Annotated in this window: 19 protein-coding genes; 11 read left to right on the top strand and 8 right to left on the bottom strand. The window is 63.9% G+C overall.

Annotation, left to right across the window (positions count from 1 at the left end; genetic code table 11):
* Positions 1–10: 10 nt before the first annotated feature.
* Entirely contained in the window at positions 11–922 is a 912-nt protein-coding gene (lpxC, locus tag G4G71_RS26855) for a UDP-3-O-acyl-N-acetylglucosamine deacetylase (protein ID WP_024764067.1), read from the top strand.
* A gap of 68 nt (positions 923–990) precedes the next feature.
* On the opposite strand, the gene G4G71_RS26850 is transcribed toward lpxC, so the two are convergent.
* Positions 991–1,458, bottom strand: a complete 468-nt coding sequence (locus G4G71_RS26850) for a DUF721 domain-containing protein (protein WP_169941622.1) — start codon at positions 1,456–1,458, stop codon at positions 991–993.
* 290 nt (positions 1,459–1,748) lie between these two features.
* Between G4G71_RS26850 and secA the strand changes: the two genes are divergently transcribed.
* The 4 genes from secA (at position 1,749) to G4G71_RS26830 (ending at position 7,639) form a co-directional block, all read left to right on the top strand.
* The gene (gene secA, locus G4G71_RS26845; RefSeq protein WP_169941620.1) at positions 1,749–4,499 is read left to right on the top strand and encodes a preprotein translocase subunit SecA; all 2,751 of its coding nucleotides are present in this window, start codon (positions 1,749–1,751) and stop codon (positions 4,497–4,499) included.
* Positions 4,500–4,634: 135 nt separating this feature from the next.
* Complete coding sequence (argJ, locus tag G4G71_RS26840) at positions 4,635–5,852, top strand: bifunctional glutamate N-acetyltransferase/amino-acid acetyltransferase ArgJ (protein ID WP_169941618.1); 1,218 nt, start codon at positions 4,635–4,637, stop codon at positions 5,850–5,852.
* Between the two features lie 135 nt (positions 5,853–5,987).
* Positions 5,988–6,617 (top strand): glutathione S-transferase family protein, encoded by a 630-nt coding sequence (locus tag G4G71_RS26835; RefSeq protein ID WP_169941616.1) that lies wholly within the window; start codon positions 5,988–5,990, stop codon positions 6,615–6,617.
* Between the two features lie 71 nt (positions 6,618–6,688).
* Positions 6,689–7,639 (top strand): Nudix family hydrolase, encoded by a 951-nt coding sequence (locus tag G4G71_RS26830; RefSeq protein ID WP_169941614.1) that lies wholly within the window; start codon positions 6,689–6,691, stop codon positions 7,637–7,639.
* Between the two features lie 230 nt (positions 7,640–7,869).
* On the opposite strand, the gene G4G71_RS26825 is transcribed toward G4G71_RS26830, so the two are convergent.
* The 4 genes from G4G71_RS26825 to G4G71_RS26810 are packed head-to-tail and all read right to left on the bottom strand — an operon-like array spanning position 7,870 to position 12,471.
* A complete protein-coding gene (locus G4G71_RS26825; protein WP_169941612.1) occupies positions 7,870–8,442 on the bottom strand; it encodes a cob(I)yrinic acid a,c-diamide adenosyltransferase in 573 nt (190 codons plus the stop codon).
* Positions 8,443–8,444: 2 nt separating this feature from the next.
* Positions 8,445–10,496, bottom strand: coding sequence for a sensor histidine kinase (locus tag G4G71_RS26820; RefSeq protein ID WP_169942823.1), 2,052 nt, complete (start codon positions 10,494–10,496; stop codon positions 8,445–8,447).
* 59 nt (positions 10,497–10,555) lie between these two features.
* Positions 10,556–11,467, bottom strand: coding sequence for a putative 2-dehydropantoate 2-reductase (locus tag G4G71_RS26815; protein WP_169941610.1), 912 nt, complete (start codon positions 11,465–11,467; stop codon positions 10,556–10,558).
* Between the two features lie 38 nt (positions 11,468–11,505).
* The gene (locus tag G4G71_RS26810; RefSeq protein WP_169941608.1) at positions 11,506–12,471 is read right to left on the bottom strand and encodes a response regulator; all 966 of its coding nucleotides are present in this window, start codon (positions 12,469–12,471) and stop codon (positions 11,506–11,508) included.
* A gap of 155 nt (positions 12,472–12,626) precedes the next feature.
* On the opposite strand from G4G71_RS26810, the gene G4G71_RS26805 reads away from it, so the two are divergent.
* Positions 12,627–13,106 carry a YajQ family cyclic di-GMP-binding protein gene (locus G4G71_RS26805; protein WP_045209642.1) on the top strand — a complete coding sequence of 160 codons (480 nt, stop codon included), beginning with the start codon at positions 12,627–12,629 and terminating at the stop codon, positions 13,104–13,106.
* A 142-nt stretch (positions 13,107–13,248) separates the two neighbouring features.
* Entirely contained in the window at positions 13,249–14,094 is an 846-nt protein-coding gene (locus G4G71_RS26800; protein WP_169941606.1) for a mechanosensitive ion channel family protein, read from the top strand.
* A 57-nt stretch (positions 14,095–14,151) separates the two neighbouring features.
* On the opposite strand, the gene G4G71_RS26795 is transcribed toward G4G71_RS26800, so the two are convergent.
* A complete protein-coding gene (locus G4G71_RS26795; protein WP_169941604.1) occupies positions 14,152–15,960 on the bottom strand; it encodes an AmpG family muropeptide MFS transporter in 1,809 nt (602 codons plus the stop codon).
* A gap of 42 nt (positions 15,961–16,002) precedes the next feature.
* Entirely contained in the window at positions 16,003–16,371 is a 369-nt protein-coding gene (locus G4G71_RS26790) for an MGMT family protein (protein WP_045209645.1), read from the bottom strand.
* Between the two features lie 207 nt (positions 16,372–16,578).
* Here G4G71_RS26790 and G4G71_RS26785 point away from each other — a divergent pair, with 207 nt between their 5' ends.
* Positions 16,579–17,580 carry a DUF481 domain-containing protein gene (locus tag G4G71_RS26785; RefSeq protein WP_169941602.1) on the top strand — a complete coding sequence of 334 codons (1,002 nt, stop codon included), beginning with the start codon at positions 16,579–16,581 and terminating at the stop codon, positions 17,578–17,580.
* A gap of 135 nt (positions 17,581–17,715) precedes the next feature.
* On the opposite strand, the gene G4G71_RS26780 is transcribed toward G4G71_RS26785, so the two are convergent.
* On the bottom strand, positions 17,716–18,474 hold the full coding sequence (locus tag G4G71_RS26780) for an SDR family oxidoreductase (RefSeq protein ID WP_138212327.1): 759 nt from the start codon (positions 18,472–18,474) through the stop codon (positions 17,716–17,718).
* A gap of 107 nt (positions 18,475–18,581) precedes the next feature.
* On the opposite strand from G4G71_RS26780, the gene G4G71_RS26775 reads away from it, so the two are divergent.
* The 3 genes from G4G71_RS26775 (at position 18,582) to G4G71_RS26765 (ending at position 20,405) form a co-directional block, all read left to right on the top strand.
* Positions 18,582–19,319 carry a HugZ family pyridoxamine 5'-phosphate oxidase gene (locus G4G71_RS26775; protein WP_169941600.1) on the top strand — a complete coding sequence of 246 codons (738 nt, stop codon included), beginning with the start codon at positions 18,582–18,584 and terminating at the stop codon, positions 19,317–19,319.
* Between the two features lie 87 nt (positions 19,320–19,406).
* Positions 19,407–19,874 (top strand): FxsA family protein, encoded by a 468-nt coding sequence (locus tag G4G71_RS26770; RefSeq protein ID WP_024764084.1) that lies wholly within the window; start codon positions 19,407–19,409, stop codon positions 19,872–19,874.
* Positions 19,875–20,111: 237 nt separating this feature from the next.
* Positions 20,112–20,405, top strand: a complete 294-nt coding sequence (locus G4G71_RS26765) for a co-chaperone GroES (protein WP_009617968.1) — start codon at positions 20,112–20,114, stop codon at positions 20,403–20,405.
* Positions 20,406–20,443: the final 38 nt, after the last annotated feature.

Raw genomic sequence — 20,443 nt, 5'->3', positions numbered from 1 at the left:
GGCCAAAGCCATGATCAGACAACGCACCTTGAAGAACATCATCCGGGCGACCGGTGTCGGCCTGCACTCCGGGGAGAAGGTTTACCTGACCCTGAAGCCGGCTCCCGTCGATACTGGCATCGTGTTCTGCCGGGCTGACCTCGACCCTGTGGTGGAAATTCCCGCCCGGGCCTCGAACGTCGGCGAAACCACCATGTCGACTACCCTGATCAAGGGTGACGTCAAAGTGGATACCGTGGAGCATCTGCTTTCGGCCATGGCCGGCCTGGGTATCGACAACGCCTATGTCGAGCTGTCCGCGTCGGAAGTACCGATCATGGACGGCAGCGCAGGTCCCTTCGTATTCCTGATCCAGTCCGCTGGCCTGCAAGAGCAGGACGCGGCCAAGAAGTTCATCCGCATCAAGCGCGAAGTAACGGTGGAAGAGGGCGACAAGCGCGCCACCTTCGTTCCGTTCGACGGCTTCAAGGTGAGCTTCGAGATCGATTTCGATCACCCGGTCTTCCGTGGTCGCACCCAGAAAGCCGTGGTGGATTTCTCCAGCACTTCCTTCGTGAAGGAAGTCAGCCGCGCCCGTACCTTCGGGTTCATGCGCGACATCGAGATGCTGCGTTCGCAGAACCTGGCTCTGGGTGGCAGCGTGGAGAACGCCATCGTGGTCGACGAGTATCGAGTGCTCAACGAAGACGGTCTTCGTTACGAGGACGAGTTCGTCAAGCACAAGATCCTGGACGCCATTGGTGACCTGTACCTGCTGGGTAACAGCCTTATCGGCGAGTTCATCGGCTACAAGTCCGGTCACGCCCTGAACAACCGTCTCCTGCGTACCCTCATCGCAGACAAGGACGCTTGGGAAGTGGTGACCTTCGAGGACGCCAAGACCGCGCCGATCTCCTATATGCGACCCGCTGCGGCCGTATAAGGAAACCTCCTCCTTTCAGCTACAACTTCAAAGGCCACCCTCGGGTGGCCTTTTTTTATGCCTGCCATTTACTCCTCGCCGGGCTCCGATGAGCGGCGGCTACGGCTGGCGAGCCGCTCGAGCGCGGCCTTGAGTTGCGGGTTGCTGATGCCTTCGGCGGCTTCGTGCAGGGTGGCGGAGGCGGACTCGGTGATGCGGTTGGTGTTCACCCGGACCGGCGCCTGGGTCGTCGGCTGCACTTTGAACAGAATGCGCGCCAGGCCCCTGAATTCCTCGAACGCGGCCAGTTGCCGCAGCAGACGGTTCTGCTGGTAGCGCAGGCGTGTAGCCCAGTGGCCATCGGTGACCACCAGCAACAGGCTGCCTTCGCGCCAGGAGGCGACTCGGCAGTAGGGGCGCGCGGCGGGTTGCAGTTGCGAGTCGAGCAGTTCCTGCAGGCGCGAGAGGCGTTGCGCCTCGGCAAACAGCGACTGCAACGGCTTGGCTTCGCGCAGCAGCTTGGTCATCGCCTTGGCGGGCAGGGGGCGGAAAGCCATGGAGAGCAACCGGGAATGAATGAAGAGGGATGGTAACAGATGCGCTCAGGGCCAGATGCCACCGTCCGCCCTTGAAGTTGTCCGCCCGCGTCACCATATCACCCACTCGGATTCAAAGTTGTCCGTCCATGCATTGCCCCGAGGCTCGCAGAATGCGAAGCTTCGGAGGATGACTTCGGCACTTTTTTCCCGGAAGTTTCCGGGTAGAATGCCCGCTTCATTGCCGTTCCGCGCCGCGGCCAGCCAGTCGGGCAGCCCTCCAATTCTCCAGTTCGGATGACCCAGTCGATATGTTTGCGCCTTTGTTGAAAAAACTCTTTGGAAGCAAGAACGAGCGCGAAGTGAAGCGCATGGCCAAGCAGGTTCAGGCCATCAATGCACTCGAGCCCCAGATGGTCCCGCTTTCCGATGAGCAACTGAAGGCCAAGACCGAAGAGTTCAAGGCACGCGTCGCCAAGGGCGAGACCCTCGACCAGATTCTTCCGGAAGCCTTCGCGGTCGCTCGCGAGGCTGGCAAGCGCGTGATGGGCATGCGCCACTTCGACGTCCAGTTGATCGGCGGCATGACCCTGCACGAAGGCAAGATCGCCGAGATGCGTACCGGTGAGGGCAAGACCCTCGTGGGTACCCTGGCTGTCTACCTGAACGCCCTGTCCGGCAAAGGCGTGCATGTGGTCACCGTGAACGACTACCTGGCCCGCCGCGACGCCAACTGGATGCGTCCGCTGTACGAGTTCCTCGGCCTTTCCGTGGGCATCGTCAGCCCGTTCCAGCCGCCGGAAGAGAAGCGCGCTGCCTACGCCTCCGACATCACCTACGGCACCAACAACGAATTCGGCTTCGATTACCTGCGCGACAACATGGCGTTCAGCCTGGAAGACAAGTTCCAGCGCGAGCTGAACTTCGCCGTGGTCGACGAAGTGGACTCCATCCTCATCGACGAGGCGCGGACTCCGCTGATCATCTCCGGCCAGGCCGAAGACAGTTCCGAGCTGTACATCAAGATCAACAAGCTGATCCCGCGCCTTAAGCGCCATATCGAGGAAGTCGAAGGCCAGGTGACCCAGCAGGGCCACTACAGCATCGACGAGAAGACCCGCCAGGTCGAACTCAACGAACAGGGCCATGCCTACGTTGAAGAGCTGCTGACCCAGAACGGCCTGCTGGCCGAGGGCGAGAGCCTCTACTCGGCGCACAACCTCAGCCTGCTGACCCACGTCTACGCTGCGCTGCGCGCACACACCCTGTTCCACCGCAACGTGGAATACATCGTCCAGGGCGACCAAGTCCTGCTGATCGACGAGCACACCGGTCGTACCATGCCGGGCCGCCGCCTCTCCGAGGGCCTGCACCAGGCCATCGAGGCGAAGGAAAACCTGCCGATCCAGGCCGAGAGCCAGACCCTGGCCTCGACCACCTTCCAGAACTACTTCCGCCTCTACACCAAGCTGGCCGGCATGACCGGTACCGCCGACACCGAGGCCTTCGAATTCCGCCAGACCTACGGCCTGGACGTGGTGGTGATCCCGACCCACCGTCCGGTCGCCCGTAAGGACTTCAACGACCTGGTCTACCTGACCCAGGACGAGAAGTACGCCGCCATCATTACCGACGTGCAGCAGTGCCAGGCGCTGGGCCGTCCGATCCTCGTGGGTACCGCCTCGGTCGAGACCTCCGAGTACGTCTCGCAGCTGCTGCAGAACGCCGGCATCGAGCACAAGGTACTGAACGCCAAGTACCACGAGAAGGAAGCCGAGATCATCGCCCAGGCCGGCCGTCCGGGCTCGGTCACCATCGCCACCAACATGGCCGGTCGTGGTACCGACATCCTGCTGGGCGGCAACTGGGAAGTGGAAGTCGCCGCGCTGGAAAACCCCACCGACGAGCAGGTCGCGCAGATCAAGGCCGACTGGCAGAAGCGTCACCAGCAGGTCATCGAGTCGGGCGGCCTGCACGTAATTGCTTCCGAGCGCCACGAGTCCCGTCGTATCGACAACCAGCTGCGCGGCCGTGCCGGTCGCCAGGGCGACCCGGGTTCGAGCCGCTTCTACCTGTCGCTGGAAGACCACCTGATGCGCATCTTCGCCTCCGACCGGGTGAAGAACTTCATGAAGGCCCTCGGCATGCAGCCGGGCGAGGCGATCGAGCACCGCATGGTGACCAACGCCATCGAAAAGGCCCAGCGCAAGGTCGAAGGCCGCAACTTCGATATCCGTAAACAACTGCTGGAGTTCGACGACGTCGCCAACGAGCAGCGCAAGGTGATCTACCACATGCGCAACACCCTGCTCGCGGCCGACAATATCGGCGAGACCATCGTCGAGTTCCGCGAAGAGACCCTGAACAACACCGTCAGCGAGCACATCCCGCCGCAGTCGCTGCCCGAGCAGTGGGACGTCGCCGGCCTGGAAGCCGCGCTGTACAGTGATTTCGGCCTGAAGCTGCCGATCCAGCAGTGGCTGGACGACGACGAGAAGCTCTACGAGGAAACCCTGCGCGAGAAGATCCTCACCGAGCTGGTCGCGGCCTACAACGAGAAGGAAGACATGGCGGGCGCCGAAGCCCTGCGTACCTTCGAGAAGCAGATGCTGCTGCGCGTGTTGGACGACCTGTGGAAGGACCACCTGTCCACCATGGATCACCTGCGCCACGGCATCCACCTGCGCGGCTATGCGCAGAAGAACCCGAAGCAGGAATACAAGCGCGAGTCCTTCAACCTGTTCCAGGAACTGCTGAACTCCATCAAGCGCGACACCATCCGCGTGCTGTCCTTCGTCCAGGTTCGCCGCGAAGACCCGGCCGAAGAGGAAGCCCGCCTGCGTCGCGAAGCCGAGGAGATGGCCAAGCGCATGCAGTTCCAGCACGCCGCTGCGCCGTCCATGGACCAGGTCACCGACGAGCCGGAAGAGGAAGGCGAGGTACCGGCTGACAACGTGGTGCCGATGGAACCCGTGCGCAACGATGCGAAGATCGGCCGCAACGAGCCTTGCCCCTGCGGTTCGGGCAAGAAGTACAAGCATTGCCACGGTCAGGTGGAATAACCTTCCCCGATCCTGATACCAACGCCGCGACCGGCCCTGCCGCTCGCGGCGTTTTTCTCACTTGAACCACCCAGAACGATTCCACTGAAAACGATTCACTGAACACGAATCTCTGAAAAGATAGGAGCGCGCCACATGGCTGTTGGTCTCGGCCCCATGTCCACCCTGCACCCGGTCCCCGGTTTCGAACTCGGCATCGCCTCCGCCGGCATCAAGCGACCCGGCCGCAAGGACATCGTGGTGATGCGCTGCGCCGAAGGCTCCACTGTTGCCGGTGTGTTCACCACCAACGCCTTCTGTGCCGCTCCGGTGATCCTGGCGCGCAAGCGCTTCCTGGGTCCGGTGCGCTATCTGCTGACCAATACCGGTAACGCCAACGCCGGCACCGGCGAGTCGGGCCTGGCCAATGCCACCCGTACCTGCGCCAAGCTGGCCGAGCTGGCCGGCGTTGCTGAAAACGCCGTGCTGCCGTACTCCACCGGTGTGATCGGCGAGCCGCTGCCGGTCGAGAAGATCGAAGCCGCGCTGCCCGCCGCGCTGGCCAACCTGTCTGTGGACAACTGGGCCGACGCCGCCGCTGGCATCATGACCACCGACACCCTGCCCAAGGGCGCCAGCCGCCAGTTCGAGCACGACGGAGTGACCATCACCGTCACCGGCATCAGCAAGGGCGCGGGCATGATCAAACCGAACATGGCTACCATGCTTGGCTACATCGCCACCGACGCCAAGGTTGCCCAAGGCGTGCTGCAGGACCTGTTGCGCGACGCGTCGAACAAGTCCTTCAACCGCATCACTATCGATGGCGATACTTCCACCAACGACTGCTGCATGCTGGTTGCCACCGGCCAGGCTGCGCTGCCGGAAATCACCGCTGCCACCGGTGCATTGTTCGCCGCGCTGAAGCAGGCCGTGCTGGACGTCTCCATGGAGTTGGCCCAGGCCATCGTCCGCGACGGCGAAGGTGCCACCAAGTTCGTCACCGTGCAGGTGAACGGCGGCGCCACTCATCAGGAGTGCCTGGACGTAGGCTACGCCGTATCCCACTCGCCGCTGATCAAGACCGCGCTGTTCGCCTCCGACCCGAACTGGGGCCGCATCCTCGCTGCCGTTGGCCGCGCCGGCGTGCCGGACCTGGATGTCAGCCTGATCGACGTGTACCTGGACGATGTCGCCATCGCCAGCCGCGGCGGCCGTGCTGCCAGCTACAGCGAGGACCAGGGCGCGAAAGTCATGGCCCAGGAGGAAATCACCATTCGCATCGATCTCGGCCGTGGCACCTGCAGCGAGACCATCTGGACCACCGACCTGTCCCACGAGTACGTGAAGATCAACGCGGAATATCGCACCTGATCCGGCGCCGGCCCTGTGCCGGCGCATCGCTTCATTCGGATTCCCGATTTTCATGGACAGATGAAAATCGGGAATTTGTTTTCATGGCTGCCGCGCTCTAAGGTCTCCTGACTGACCCTCAAGAGCATCGCGTCCATGTCCCTCACCCTGATCATCGGCAGCAAGAACGTCTCCTCCTGGTCCCTGCGCGGCTGGCTGGCCATGCAGCTCACCGGCGCCGAGTTCGAGGAGATTCTCGTTCCCCTGGGTGGCCAGGACACCGCGCGGCGCATCCGCGAGCATTCGCCCAGCGGCAAGGTGCCGGCGCTCAAGTGCGAGCACGGGCTGATCTGGGATTCCCTGGCGATCGCCGAGTACCTCGCTGAGCGTTTCCCCGAAGCGCATCTCTGGCCCCGCGGCGAAGCGGCCCGCGCCCTTGCCCGTTCGGTCTGTGCGGAAATGCATAGCGGCTTCATGGCGTTGCGTTCGCATATGCCCATGGACATCCAGCGCAACCAGCCCTTGGCGGAAGTCCCCGAAGCGGTGGAGGCGGATATCGCCCGCGCCGTCGAGTTGTGGGCTCTGTGTCGCCAGCAGTTCGGCCAGGACGGCCCGTTCCTGTTCGGCCACGCCAGCATCGCTGATGCGTTCTACGCGCCTGTTGCCACGCGCCTGCGCAGCTACTGCGTGACGCTGCCGATCGAGGCGCAGAATTATGTCGATGCGATCTACGCCTGGCCGGCGTTCCGCCCGTGGCTGGACGCGGCGATGGTCGAACGCGCCTGAACCCGGCCGCCAATGACGGTAGAATGCCTGTCTGCGCGGGCCCTGCCTGAATCGGATTGAGGAGTAGCACTGTGAAACGAGTACATGTCGCCGCCGCCGTGATTCGCGGACTCGATGGCCGGGTGCTGATCGCCCGCCGTCCGGACGACAAGCACCAGGGCGGCCTCTGGGAGTTTCCCGGTGGCAAGGTGGAGGAGGGCGAAGCGGTACAGGTCGCCTTGGCCCGCGAGCTGAAGGAAGAGCTGGGCATCGACGTCGAGCAGGCGCGCCCGCTGATCCGGGTGCAGCACGACTACAGCGACAAGCACGTGCTGCTGGATGTCTGGGAAGTCTCGGCCTTCTCCGGCGCGCCCCACGGCGCCGAGGGCCAGCCGTTGGCGTGGGTCGCCCCGCGCGATCTGCCGGACTACGAGTTCCCGGCGGCCAACGAACCCATCGTCCAGGCAGCGCGACTGCCCGATCGTTACCTGATCACCCCGGACGGCCTGGAAATTCCCCAACTGGTGCAGGGCGTGCGCGCCGCAGTGGCCAGCGGTATCCGCCTGATCCAGCTGCGCGCGCCGAACATGTACAGCCCTGAGTATCGTGACCTTGCTGTCGACGTGCAGGGCCTGTGCGCCGGCAAGGCGCAGCTGATGCTCAAGGGCCCGTTGGAATGGCTGGGAGACTTCCCGGCGGCCGGCTGGCACCTGACCTCCGAGCAGTTGCGGAAGTACGCGCCCAACGGCCGGCCGTTCCCCAGTGAGCGCCTGCTGGCGGCTTCCTGCCATAACGCCGAGGAACTGGAGTTGGCCACCCGCATGGGTGTGGACTTCGTCACCCTGTCGCCCGTGCAGCCCACCGAGAGCCATCCGGGCGAGCCTGCGTTGGGTTGGGAAGCGGCAGCGGAGCTGATCGATGGCTTCAACCAGCCGGTGTTCCTGCTCGGTGGTGTCGGCCCGCAGGACCTGGGACGCGCCTGGCAGGCCGGAGCCCAGGGCGTGGCGGGGATTCGCGCGTTCTGGCCGAAGATCGAAGGTTGATAGGCACCTCGCGTGGGGCGGCGATGGGTATCGCTTCGCTCCACGCCATCCTACGATCAGTGATTTTGGGCTACTGCGACGCTTTTACGCCAATTCCCGCACGTTAGTTGCTGACGGTTTTTTGTAGGAGCGAGCTTGCTCGCGAACAGGCCTGGCTGAGGTGCTGGGCGGTTCGCGAGCAAGCTCGCTCCTACAGGTTCGGCACTTCTCTGTACCTGGAGGGTGGGGGCTCAGGCGGGCTTTTCAGCGGCCTGCCAGAGAATTTCTTCGACACCCTGGCGGCGGGCGATAAAGCGCGCGGCCACGAACAGCAGGTCGGATAGCCGGTTCAGGTACCGCAGGCCTGCGCCTTCCAGCGGCTCCTCGGCATTCAGCTGCTGGCAGCGGCGTTCGGCATTGCGCGCCTGGGCGCGGCACAGGTGGGCGAGAGCGACTAGGCGCGAACCGCCGGGCAGGATGAAGTTCTTCAGCGGCCCGAGCTCTTCATTCCAGCGGTCGATCACTATTTCCAGGCGTTCCACTTCGGCATCGTTCAGCGCACGGTACTCCGGCATCGCCAGCTCACCACCGAGGTCGAACAGGCGGTGCTGGATCGGCGCCAGTACACCGATCACTTCTTCCAGCGCACTGCTACGCGCCTCGTGCAGCCCGGCCAGCAACAGGCCGAGGTGGCTGTTCAGCTCGTCCACGGCGCCCATGGCTTCCACGCGGGGGTGGTGCTTGGGCACGCGACGGCCATCGGCCAGACCGGTTTCCCCGGCATCGCCGGTGCGGGTGTAGATCTTCGACAGGCGGTTGCCCATGCTCAATGCTCCTTGTCGTCGCGCGCCAGCAGCGGCAGCGGCGGGGAAATTTCGGCAGCCAGCGGCAGGCGGATGGTGAAGCAGGTGCCGACACCCAGCTCGGATTGCACCTCCATCTGTCCCTTGTGGTTGTTGGTGACGATGAAGTACGAGACCGACAGGCCCAGCCCTGTGCCCTGGCCGACTTCCTTGGTGGTGAAGAAAGGCTCGAAGATGCGCTTGCGCACGTTCTCCGGCATGCCGCAGCCGTTGTCTTCCACGTGGATTTCCGCCCAGGGCGGATTGAGCCGGGTGCGCAGGGTGATGCGGCCGTACTCGCCTTCCTCTTCGTCGTCGCGCAGGTGGATGGCCTGGGCGCCGTTCTTCAGCAGGTTGAGCAGCACCTGTTCGATTTCGTTGGCGATCACCGGCACCGGGCCCAGGCGCGGGTCGTACTCGTGGACGATCTCCAGCGACTTGAAGTCGAAGCCGCCGGTGAGGTCGAAGTCGTTGCCGGCAATCTCCACGGCTTGCTCCAACAGCGCCGGCAGCTCGCAGGCGGCCATCTGCCGGTGGCTACGGCGGCTGAAGGAGAGCATGTGGGTGACGATCTTGGCAGCGCGCGAGCCGGCGTACTGGATGCCATCCATCAGCTTGGGAATTTCCCGTGCTTCGAGATAGTGGTTGAGGTCGTCCAGGCGCACGCCGACTTCGCCGGCCACTTCGAGGTTCTTCGGCAGCTCCTGCGACAGGCGTCGGCGGATGTTCTGCACGTTGTGCAGGATGGCGCCCAGCGGGTTGTTGATCTCGTGGGCCATGCCGGCCGCGAGGCCGCCGACGGATAGCATCTTCTCCGACTGCACCATCATCTCTTCCATCCCTAAGCGGTCGGTGATGTCGTCGATGCGGATGACCGCGCCACGGCCGGTGCCGCCCATCAGCGGGTAGAAGGTCAGGGCGTAATGGCGCGGCGCGTCAGTGAGGGCCCAGGTGACGCGTTCGACGCGTTCGACCTTATGCTGCTCGGCGGCGCGGGTCAGCTGCGGCAGGAACGGCTTGAGCGACGGGAAGGCGAGGAACACCGGCTGGTTCACCGCGTCGTCCAGGCTGGTGCCGGAGAGCAGGCTGGCTTCCTGGTTCCATTGGGTGACGTACAGCTGCTCGTCCACCGCGATCAGCGCCGAGGGCATCGAGTCGATGATGCTGTTGAGGTAGTGCTGGAAGCCGGTGAGCTTCTTCTCGATCTTGCTGCGCACCTGGACTTCCAGCTCCAGCTTGCGGTTCGAACGGCGGGTTTCCTCGGCCAGCGACTGAGCCTGCTCCACGGCTTCCTGGGCGTCGTCGCGGGCGCGCTTGAGCTGCTGTTCGCGGGCCTCGATGCGGGTCAGCATGGTGTTGAAGGCGTCGGCCAGTCGGCCGATCTCGTCGGCATTGCCACGCTCGGCGCGCAGGGCGTAGTTCTCCTCGCGGGTGACCTGGCGCGAGAGTTCTTCCAGGCTGCGGATCGGCCGGGTAATCAGGCGGCGGATCTGCTGGGCGATAAGCAGCCAGAGCAGCACCGAGACGGCGAGGATCACCAGGCTGGCAGTCAGGGTGCCGGTGTAGAAGGCGCCCGGCAGCTCGCTGCTCGCCACCAGCAGCAGGTAGCCGCTGTTGCGGCCGGCCTGGGGCAGTTCGAACAGCGCGTTGAGGCGGTATTCGTGCTGGCGCCAGCGCTCCAGGTGATCGAGGCGCTCTGGCAATGCGATGGGCCCGTTACCCGGCGTCTGGGCGATACGTTCGCCGTTGCTGTCATACAGTGCCGCGGCGCGCAGCGGCTGGTAGTCGTCCAGCTGGCGCAGCAGCACCTGGGCCTGGGTGGGCGAGGACAACGCCGGCTCGCTGAGCGCCGGGTTGGCGATCAGCCGTCCGATGGTCTGCAGCGCCTGGGGCGCGACGCTGTCCTGGGAAATCCAGTAGGCCGCGCTGATGAAGGCCAGGTTGGCCACCAGCATCACGGTCGCCAGCAGCACCAGCAGGGCGGCGAGGATCTTCTGGCCGACCGGCAGGTCTTCCAGGCGCTGGCGCAGGTTCATGGGTGAAGGCATGGGCGCTTTCTTGGAAAATCAGGAGAGGCGGGCAGGGTAGCCCGCGATCAGGTGTCGGGCAATCCGCGCGCCACCAGGTAGGCGCGCAGGCGCTCGTGTACGGCTCGCAGTCGCGGCAGGGCGAGGTGCAGGCGGTCACCTTCGCGGCAGGCGTGGCCGAGCAGATAGGCGATCTCGCTGCGCCGGCCCTGGGCGACGTCCTGGTACATGGACGAGAAGTTCGCCGCAGTGGCGGCAATCACGCGCTCCACGTCGCCCTGCAATTCCTGCGCAGCGGCGGAGTAGTTGCAGGCGTGCAGCAACTGGCCCAGCTCGTCGCACAGCGCGGCAACTTCGTCGGGGTGGCCGGCCAGTTCGCCGTTGCGGCATTGGTGCAGCACGGTCAGTGGGTTGATCGCGCAGTTCAGGGCCAGCTTGCGCCACAGGCGTTCGAGGATGTTCTCGCTCCACTGGGCAGGAATTCCGGCTTGCTCCAGCTCGGCCAGCCAGCCCGGAGCGGGCCCGCCGTGCTCGTCGCCCAGCCAGGTCTGGCCAAAGCCTGCGAATACCACGCGGAAGTCGGATTCGCGGAATGCACCTTCGGTGCTGGAAGCGTACAGGCAGCGTGCGCGCGGCAGGTGCGCGCTGACCGCTTGCTGGCTGCCCAGGCCGTTCTGCAGCAGGATCAGCTCGGCACCGGGGGCCAGGCGCGCGGCCACGCTGGCGGCGGCAGATTCTGCGTCGTAGGCCTTGCAGGCCAGCAGCAGGCGCTGGATCGGCGCGCCCTGCGCAGCCGTTTCGGCCGGTATCGGGTAGAGGCTCTCGCGACCGTCTTCGATCAGGGTGACGCCACCGAGGGCGCGGTAGGCGTTGAGGCGCTGGCGGTCGCGCAGCAGCAGGCGGACCGGCAGGCCGGCACGGGACAGGCGGGCGGCCCACAGGCAACCGAGGCTGCCGGCGCCGAGGATAGACCAGGTCATGGGAGGAACTTCGCGGGTTCGGGGGCTTACCGCGAAGTTTAGCGCAGGCCGGTCAGTCGACTGGCGTTGATTCGCCCGCTGGCGAAGGCATCGGGCAGCAGGGCACGGCCCTGCTGCATCAGTTGTTCGACTTCCACGGGCAGCGCCTTGGCGTCCAGGCCCACCAGGCTGATGCCGGCCTTGAGGGTGACGAAGCCTTCGCTGGTCTTGAACGCCTTGAGATTCAGGCCTTCGTGCAGGCGGCGGAAGCTGCTGGGGGAGCATTCCTGCAGGTCTTCGAGCAGGGTGATCAGGGCGAAGTGCTGGCTGTCGATGCGCGCCAGTACGTCCAGCGGTCGCACCAGTTGCTGCAGGCGACGGGCGACGCCGTGGAGCAGTTCGTTCTGGAACGTCTGGCCGTGCTTCTGCCCCAGCTCGGCCAGCTCCGGCAGGCCGATGAGCATGTAGCACACCGCGCCGCCACGGGATTCCACCTGGCGGATGCTGTCGGCCAGCTTCTGCTTCAGGTAGCGCTGGTTGCCCAGGCCCGTTGCGCTGTCCACCAGGTTGCGCTCTTCCAGGCTGGTGATGTTCTCGGTGAGCAGGCGGTTTTCCATCAGCAGGCGCTGCAGGGTGTTGCTGAGGCGATCGGCAGCCAGCACACGGGGTACCAGTTGCTCGTTCATCGAGGACTTGCTGACGAAGTCGTCCACGCCGCGGTCGAAGGCTTCGGCCAGGGCGTTGTCGCCCTCCTTGCCGGTGAGCAGGATGATGTAGGTGTAGTGGTCGCCACTCTCGTCGAGCTGGCGTACCCGGGCGGTGAGCTCCAGGCCGTCCATCTCGGGCATCAGCCAGTCGGCAAGGAGGACGCTCACCGGCTGCTTTTCCAGCAGGTCGAGCGCTTCGCTGGCACTGCTGGCGAAGCGCACGTTCAGGTAGCCGGCCTGGCTCAGCGCGCGGCCGATCATGGCGCTGGAGAACTTGGCGTCGTCGACCACCAGGATGCTGAGATGGTTGGTTGGCATGGAATGTCTCGGAAACGGATAGGAAATGCCGGCCGACGGCGTCAGAGGTCGGGCGCGGTCTTGTCTGTCAGTTATAATGACCGCGCATTTTTATCGTCAAGCCAGGCTCGATGCTGACTGTGAACCGCATCGCGCCGTCCATCTGGAGAGATGTCATGCCTTCGTTCGACGTGGTGTCCGAACTGGACAAACACGAACTGACCAACGCCTTGGATAACGCCACCAAGGAACTGGACCGCCGTTTCGACCTGAAGGGCAAGTGCAGCTTCGAGGCCAAGGAAAAGTCCATCACCCTGACCGCCGAGGCGGATTTCATGCTCGAGCAGATGCTCGACATTCTTCGCTCGAGCCTGGTCAAACGCAAGATTGATGCGCAATGCATGGAGATCAAGGATTCCTTTGCCTCCGGCAAGGTGGTCAAGCAGGAAGTCGACTTCCGCGAGGGCATCGACAAGGATCTGGCGAAGAAGATCGTCGCCCTGATCAAGGACAAGAAGCTCAAGGTGCAGGCTGCCATCCAGGGTGAGCAGGTGCGTGTCACCGGCAAGAAGCGCGATGACCTGCAGGAAGCCATCGCGCTGCTGCGTGGTGAATCCCTCGGTATGCCGCTTCAGTTCAACAACTTCCGCGACTGATGCGCGCTGCTCTGTAAGAGCTGCGGAACCTCAGCGCCCGCGCGACGTCGCAGTAATAGAGTCGCTCGGCGAACTCCCGACCGCCATGGCTTGCCATGGCGGTTTTGTTTTTGGAATGGCAATAGACAAGGGGCCTGCATCCATGGATATGAATTACGAGCAGATCATGAACAGTGCGGAGGCCTGGACACCGGTCGTCCTCGCCTATCTGGGCAATGCCGTGCTGGCGCTGTTGACCCTGCTGGTCGGTTGGTGGGTGATCAACCTGTTCACCCGTCGTATCGGCGGGTTGCTGTCCACCAAGCACGTGGACAAGACGCTGCAGGGCTTCATCGGCAGCATGTTCAACATCATCCTGAAGATACTGCTGGTGGTCAGCGTGGCGTCGATGATCGGCATCCAGACCACCAGCTTCGTCGCCGCCATCGGTGCCGCCGGCCTGGCCATCGGCCTGGCGCTGCAGGGCAGCCTGTCGAACTTCGCCGGCGGCGTGCTGATCCTCCTGTTCCGCCCGTTCAAGATCGGTGACTGGATCGAGGCCCAGGGCGTTTCCGGCACGGTGGACAACATCATGATCTTCCACACAGTGCTGCGCACCGGTGACAACCGTACGGTGATCGTGCCCAATGGCGCGCTGTCCAACGGCATCATCACCAACACCTCGACCCAGACGACCCGCCAGGTGACCTTCGATGTGAAGCTGGCCTTCGACGCCGACCTGGAGGGCGCTCGTGCCATCCTCAAGGAGCTGGCGGATGATTCGCGCGTACTCAAGTCGCCGGCGCCGGTGGTCGTGGTCGCAGGCCTGGGCGAGAACTCGGTGACCCTGTCGCTGCGCCTGTGGACCGCCAATTCCGACTACTGGGCCGTCACCTTCATGCTCAACGAACAGGTGCGCCAGCGCCTGCGCGACGACGGCATCGACCTTGCGCCGAACAAGGTGGTGCGTGTGGTCAAGGGTGAAGAGGACGCCGTCCTGGCGGACTGATCCCTCACGCAGTACGGAAAAGGCCGGCATTTGCCGGCCTTTTTCATGGGCGCTGCCTCAGTGGCGTTCGGCGCTGGCTGGCTGTGTCGGTGCTTCGCTGGCTTCCTCGGCGGCGCCATTGGTCATGTCGTTCTTGCGCTGCAGCCACAGCCAGCCGATCAGCAGCAGCGTCGGAATGCCCAGCAGCGCGGTGAAGAAGAAGAAACGCTCATAGCCCATGCCTTCGACCATCGCGCCGGAGTAGCCGCCAATGAAGCGCGGCAGCAGCAGCATGGTGGAGCTGAGCATGGCGTACTGGGTAGCGGAGAACTTCAGGTTGGTCAGGCTCGACAGGTAGGCGACGAAGGCCGAGGTCGCCAGGCCGCCGCTGAAGTTGTCGAGCATGATGGTCACCACCAGCATGGTGACGTGGGGCTCCAGCACCTTCAGCAGGGCGAAGACGTTCTGCCCCATGAGATGCGGATCGTCGATCGCGCCCATCTGCGCCAGGAAGGCGAACAGCAGGTTGGTCGCCGCCGAGGCCGCGCCGCCGATGAGCAGGATCGGCAGGATGCTGAAGCGGGCGATCAGCACACCGCCGGCCGCCGCGCCCACCAGGGTCATGACCACGCCGAACAGCTTGCTGACGGTGGCGATGGTGTCCTTGGTGAAGCCCATGTCGATGTAGAACACGCTGGCCATGGTGCCCATAACGGTGTCGGACATGCGATAGGTGGAAATCAGCCCGAGCAGCAGCAGGGCCTGCCAGCGGTAGCGGCGGACGAACTCGGTGATCGGTGTCAGTACCGGAGCCATCAGCAGCCGACCCGGCGCGGAGATGCAGCTCAGGGCGATCAGCAGGTAGAGGAGGGCGAGCCACCACTTGCCGGCTTCGATCATGTTGATGAATGCGGTGCCGGTCACCAGCAGGATGATCAGCACGATCACCGAAACCGCCTGGTGGACGAAGTCGAACTGCGGCAGGCCGCGCCCGTGCACGGCCAGCAGCAGTGGGCGGCGCACCTTCGACAGCAGCTCGCGGACCGGGCGGATCTGCCGACGACCGTGGGGCGTCATGCAGATGCCGATGAAGATTCCGTAGAGCGCCGCGCGCGGCCAGGCCTGGGCGGTCAGCGCGGTGAGCATGGCCGGCACGGAGATCAGCAGCACCAGCAGGGTCAGCACCGAGAGCAGCTGGTGGTTGAAGGCGAAAGCCGAGCTGCCGGCCTGCGGCTGCACGTTCACCGGCGGCTCTTTCATCAGCAGGGTGGTGATCAGGCCGGGCAGGATGGCCAGCGAGCACACTGCGTAGGTCAGTGCCCAGGCCGACTGGCTGTAGTGCAGGGCACTGGAGCCGGCCCATTCGGCGAGGAACAGCACGCCGGCTGTGGCAAACAGTACGGCGACCCGGTAGCCGGTCATGTAGCACGCGGCCAGCGCAGCCTGGCGGGTGTTCTCGGCGATTTCCAGGCGATAGGCGTCGATCGCGATGTCCTGGGTGGCCGAGGCGAAGGCCACGACCATCGCCAGGGCGATCAGCCAGTTCAGATGCGACTGCGGGTTGCACAGGGCCATGCCGAGCAGGCCGATGGCGATCAGGCCCTGGGAGAACACCAGCCAGGAGCGGCGACGGCCCAGGTGGCCGATGAAGGGCAGGCGCCACTGGTCGAGCATGGGCGACCACACCCATTTGAAGGCGTAGACCAGCCCGATCCAGCTGGCGAATCCGATGGTCTCCCGAGCGACACCCGCTTCACGCAACCACACCGAGAGGGTGGAGAGCACCAGCATGTACGGCAGGCCGGCGGCGAAACCCAGCAGCAAAAGCGCGAGGCTGGCGGGAGACTTATAGGCAATCCATGCCTCGCGCCAGGAATGCTCTTTCATGGGGGGTGTTTTCCAGCAGGTCGAAAAATTACGCGAACTCTACTAGGACTGCTCACCGCTAGGCCAGCCGTGCCGACGTATGTCCACCCGATCGTTATGGATTCTGACACCCTCTGCACGCAATCGTGCGCGTTGTTCGTTACCCGAAACGGTGCCAATGGGCAGGCTGATGCGACCACCGGCGGCGATCACCCGGTGCCAGGGCAGGCGGGTGCCTTCGGGTAACTGGCTGAGGATGCGGCCTACAAGCCGCGCAGAACGCCCCAGCCCGGCCAGTTTGGCCACGTCGCCGTAGGTGATCACGTGCCCTTCCGGCACTTGGGCGATCACCAGAAAAATGGCCTCGCGGCGAGTCTGCAGGCTTTCCTGCGTCAGGTCCGCGGAGGAGGCGGAGACTTTGCGCTCGGGCATGGGGTGACGGTCGCTTCGGTGGGGGCCTGGTCAGGATATAGCGAAGCCTGTGGTAGGCAAATGCTCGCGGCTAAATGAAGGAAATTTCCGGCCCTTCTGTCAGTAATGATGAACTCCATGCCGCTGGGTCTGTCAGTCGTTGCTCTAGCGTCGGGTATCTGGATAATGCCCGGCTTTTTGCCCACTTTGTCCAGTTGAATCAGGCTCATGTTGTCTAGAACCCTGCTCTCCATTGCCTTGGCTTCCTGTTCCCTTTCCGCTGTCGCCGATACCGTCTGGTTGAAGAATGGCGACCGCCTGACCGGCACCATCAAGCTGTTCGACGGCGGCAAGCTGTTGCTGGCGACTGATTATGGCGGGGAGATCACCCTGAAATGGGACAAGATCAAGACTCTCGAGACCGACCAGAACCTGCTGGTGAAGTACGACGAGGAAACCGGCGAGCACTCCAAGGGCATCAAGGCGTCGGACGATGGCAAGGTCACGCTGGTCAACGGCCAGCCGCGTACCGTGGAGCTGGCGAAGATCGAGCAGATGATGCCGCCCAAGCCGATCCTCGAAGACTGGGTATGGACTGGCAACGTCGATTTCTCCCTGGACCACAAGCAGGCCGAGAACGATGTCGAGGACTACGACATCGATTTCAAGACCAACGCCCGCCACGGCCGCTGGCGCCACAACCTGCAGGGTGAGTACAACCGCGAGAAGAAGAACGACCAGGTCAGCACCGACAACTATTCGGCGCAGTACGCCCTCGACCGCTTCCTCGACGAGCACTGGTTCTGGCAGGGGCAGGCGCAGTACAAGCGCGACTGGATCGAGGACCTGCAGAAGAAGCGCACCGTCGGTACCGGTCCGGGCTACCAGTTCTGGGATAACGAACTGGGCGCGTTCTCCCTGGCCACGCTGGTCAACCGCAACGACTACGAGTTCGTCGACGACGAGAAATCCCACTTCTACAGCACCAGCCTGAAGTGGGACTACAACCGCTACCTGCTGGCCAAGCAGTTCGAGCTGTTCACCAACGGCGAAGTCAGCAAGCCACTGGAGTCCAACGTGGACTACGAACTGGAGAGCGAGGCGGGCATTCGCTACAAGCTGACCTCCTGGGCGTCCCTGAGCCTGAAGGCCGAGTGGGACAAGCTCAGCGGCAACGATGGCGACGTCAACGAGCGTCGCTACACCGTTGGCCTGGGTGTGGGCTGGTAACGCCGATTTATATAGGAGCGAGCTTGCTCGCGAACAACCCCAACGACGGCGGGGAAACGTTCGCGAGCAAGCTCGCTCCTACAAAAAGCACAAAAAAGCCCCGCACGTGGCGGGGCTTTTTCATGGACGGGAGGATTACAGGCGCAGGCCGCCGTCCAGCTCCAGCACGCGGCCGGTGTAGTAGTCGTTCTCGAGGATGTAGGCCACCGAGTGGGCGATTTCCAGCGGTTTACCCAGGCGCTTGAGTGGGATACCGGAGGTCATTTTCTCCAGCGCTTCGGGTTTCATGCTGGCGACCATGTCGGTCTCGATGAAGCCCGGAGCCACGCCGGCCACGCGGATGCCGTAGCGCGCCAGTTCCTTCGCCCACACCACGGTGTCGGCAGCGACGCCGGCCTTGGCTGCGGAGTAGTTGGCCTGGCCCATGTTGCCGGCGCGGGAGATGGAGGAGATGTTGACGATCGCGCCTTCGTTCTTCAGCTCGATCATCTTCGCCGCCACTTCGCGGGTGCAGAGGAACACACCGGTCAGGTTGACGTCGATCACGGCCTGCCATTGGGCCAGACTCATCTTGCTCAGCTCGCCGTCCTTGACCTTGATGGTCAGGCCGTCGCGCAGGATGCCGGCGTTGTTCACCAGGCCGTTGATGGCGCCGAAGTCGCTGGCGACCTGGGCCACCATGTGGGTAACCTGTTCTTCATTGGCGACGTTGCACAGATAGGCGCGGGCGTCACCACCGGCGGCCTTGCAGGCAGTCACGGCTTCGTCCAGTTTTTCGGCATTGAGGTCAACCAGCGCGACGCGAGCGCCCTTGCCGGAGAGGTACTCGCCCATGGCACGGCCCAGGCCCTGGCAGCCACCGGTGATGATGATGACCTTGTCTTTCAATTGCATCGGAACAACCCCACGAACAGTTTCTGGTAAAAGGCCCCGCCGGCAGCTGTGCACAGAGTCAGTCCTGCCCGTCCGTTTACGACGGATTCTTTGCGAGGAGTCATAAGTTGAGCGTGAAAGCTGCCAAGCATGCCCGAGAACTGCTGCTCAAGGAATACCGCGGCGTCCTCTCCACCCACTCGAAGAAGTGGCCCGGTTTTCCCTTCGGCTCCGTCGTGCCCTACTGCCTCGACGAGGCGGGCCGGCCGCTGATCCTGATCAGTCGTATCGCCCAGCACACCCACAACCTGCAGATGGATGGCAAATGCTCGTTGCTCATCGGCGAGCGCGGCGTCGACGACATCCAGGCCGCCGGCCGCCTGACCCTGCTGGCCGAGGCGCTGATGATCGAGGATGTCGACGCCATCGCCGGCGCTGCCGAGCGCTACTACCGCTATTTTCCCGGTTCGCAGGACTACCACATCGTCCACGACTTCGATTTCTGGGTGCTCGAGCCGGTGCAGTGGCGTTTTATCGGCGGCTTCGGCGATATCCACTGGCTGGGCGCCGACAGCGTGCCGCTGGCCAACCCTTTCATCGGCGAGGTGGAAAGGAGCATGGTCGAGCACATGAACAGCGACCATGCCAGCGCCATCGAACATTACGTCGAGCTGGCCGGGCTGCCCGCTGGCAAGGATCCGCAACTGGCGGGAATTGATACCGAAGGTTTCCACCTGCGCATCGGCCAGGGCCTGCACTGGTTGCCGTTCCCTGCGCCCTGCGGCAATCCTGGTGCGGTGCGCCAGGCTCTGGTGCAGTTGGCCAGGGCGGACGTCTGGCCGGGTAGTGAAGTCATCCAGGCTTGAACAATCCCCGGCCATTCCCTTGAAATTGGCGCGGGACGTCGCCACCTTGCCTGCTATCTGGGTAAATGCCCCGCCAAGGAAACATCGATGCGAGTTCCTCTTTTCCTGATTCTTCTGTTCCCGCTGATCGAGCTGGCCGTGATGATCAAGGTCGGCAGCGTGATCGGCGTGGGCTGGACCCTGCTGCTGATCATTGCCGGTGCCTTCATCGGCGCCGCCGTTCTGCGTGTCGCTGGCGTCGCCACCGCGCTGCGTGCCCGCGAGCGCCTGAATCGCGGCGAGCTACCCGAACAGGAAATGCTCGAAGGCCTGGTCATCGCCCTGGGTGGTGGCCTGCTGATGCTGCCGGGCTTCATCAGCGACGCCATCGGCCTGCTCTGCCTGATCCCCTTCACCCGCCGCCTGATGCTTGGCCGCGTGCGCCAGCGCATGCAGGAACAGGCCGAGCGCCGCCGGGCCTTCGCCGACGATCCGGCCGCCCAGCAACGTGGCGGCCCCAGCGTGATCGAAGGCGAGTACCAGCGCCGCGAGGAAGACCGCGACCGCCTGCGTTGAGTTTCGGGCGGTTTCGGCCGCCGCGAGCACCCTCCGTTTGCAATTTTTTTTTCGTCACACCCTTGAAATGCCTTGTAGCGACCTTATGTACCGGTCACCGCAAGGTCCCTGTCGCATGGACAGGCTGCTCTTTACGCGTCTCGCCAGCCGGGACGCAAACCGGCAACGCCGGATTCAATAAAACCTGCCGGGCATCGATCTGGCCGTTGGAAATCACAGTTTGGGAGAGTTACGACTATGAAGCTTCGTCCTCTGCATGACCGCGTCGTCATCCGTCGCAGCGAGGAAGAGACCAAAACCGCAGGCGGCATCGTGCTGCCGGGTTCCGCCGCCGAGAAACCGAACCGCGGTGAAGTGGTCGCTGTTGGTGCCGGCCGTGTCCTGGACAACGGCGAAGTTCGCGCTCTGGCCGTCAAGGTCGGTGACAAGGTGGTGTTCGGTCCTTACTCCGGCAGCAACGCCATCAAGGTCGACGGCGAAGAACTGCTGGTGATGGGCGAGTCCGAGATCCTCGCCGTCCTGGAAGACTGATTTCAGTCCGTCCACTCCCCACCGAATTCGATTTAGAG

Origin of the sequence: Pseudomonas multiresinivorans, from assembly GCF_012971725.1 — a bacterium.
GTDB classification, from domain to species: domain Bacteria; phylum Pseudomonadota; class Gammaproteobacteria; order Pseudomonadales; family Pseudomonadaceae; genus Pseudomonas; species Pseudomonas multiresinivorans.
This window is presented reverse-complemented; position numbering and strand designations above follow the sequence as displayed.

Bases quoted from the DNA above. Each gene is read 5' to 3' on its own strand.
- lpxC (WP_024764067.1), top strand. From the start codon at position 11: ATGATCAGACAACGCACCTTGAAGAACATCATCCGGGCGACCGGTGTC.
- G4G71_RS26850 (WP_169941622.1), bottom strand. From the start codon at position 1,458: ATGGCTTTCCGCCCCCTGCCCGCCAAGGCGATGACCAAGCTGCTGCGC.
- secA (WP_169941620.1), top strand. From the start codon at position 1,749: ATGTTTGCGCCTTTGTTGAAAAAACTCTTTGGAAGCAAGAACGAGCGC.
- argJ (WP_169941618.1), top strand. From the start codon at position 4,635: ATGGCTGTTGGTCTCGGCCCCATGTCCACCCTGCACCCGGTCCCCGGT.
- G4G71_RS26835 (WP_169941616.1), top strand. From the start codon at position 5,988: ATGTCCCTCACCCTGATCATCGGCAGCAAGAACGTCTCCTCCTGGTCC.
- G4G71_RS26825 (WP_169941612.1), bottom strand. From the start codon at position 8,442: ATGGGCAACCGCCTGTCGAAGATCTACACCCGCACCGGCGATGCCGGG.
- G4G71_RS26820 (WP_169942823.1), bottom strand. From the start codon at position 10,496: ATGAACCTGCGCCAGCGCCTGGAAGACCTGCCGGTCGGCCAGAAGATC.
- G4G71_RS26815 (WP_169941610.1), bottom strand. From the start codon at position 11,467: ATGACCTGGTCTATCCTCGGCGCCGGCAGCCTCGGTTGCCTGTGGGCC.
- G4G71_RS26810 (WP_169941608.1), bottom strand. From the start codon at position 12,471: ATGCCAACCAACCATCTCAGCATCCTGGTGGTCGACGACGCCAAGTTC.
- G4G71_RS26805 (WP_045209642.1), top strand. From the start codon at position 12,627: ATGCCTTCGTTCGACGTGGTGTCCGAACTGGACAAACACGAACTGACC.
- G4G71_RS26800 (WP_169941606.1), top strand. From the start codon at position 13,249: ATGGATATGAATTACGAGCAGATCATGAACAGTGCGGAGGCCTGGACA.
- G4G71_RS26795 (WP_169941604.1), bottom strand. From the start codon at position 15,960: ATGAAAGAGCATTCCTGGCGCGAGGCATGGATTGCCTATAAGTCTCCC.
- G4G71_RS26790 (WP_045209645.1), bottom strand. From the start codon at position 16,371: ATGCCCGAGCGCAAAGTCTCCGCCTCCTCCGCGGACCTGACGCAGGAA.
- G4G71_RS26785 (WP_169941602.1), top strand. From the start codon at position 16,579: ATGTTGTCTAGAACCCTGCTCTCCATTGCCTTGGCTTCCTGTTCCCTT.
- G4G71_RS26780 (WP_138212327.1), bottom strand. From the start codon at position 18,474: ATGCAATTGAAAGACAAGGTCATCATCATCACCGGTGGCTGCCAGGGC.
- G4G71_RS26770 (WP_024764084.1), top strand. From the start codon at position 19,407: ATGCGAGTTCCTCTTTTCCTGATTCTTCTGTTCCCGCTGATCGAGCTG.
- G4G71_RS26765 (WP_009617968.1), top strand. From the start codon at position 20,112: ATGAAGCTTCGTCCTCTGCATGACCGCGTCGTCATCCGTCGCAGCGAG.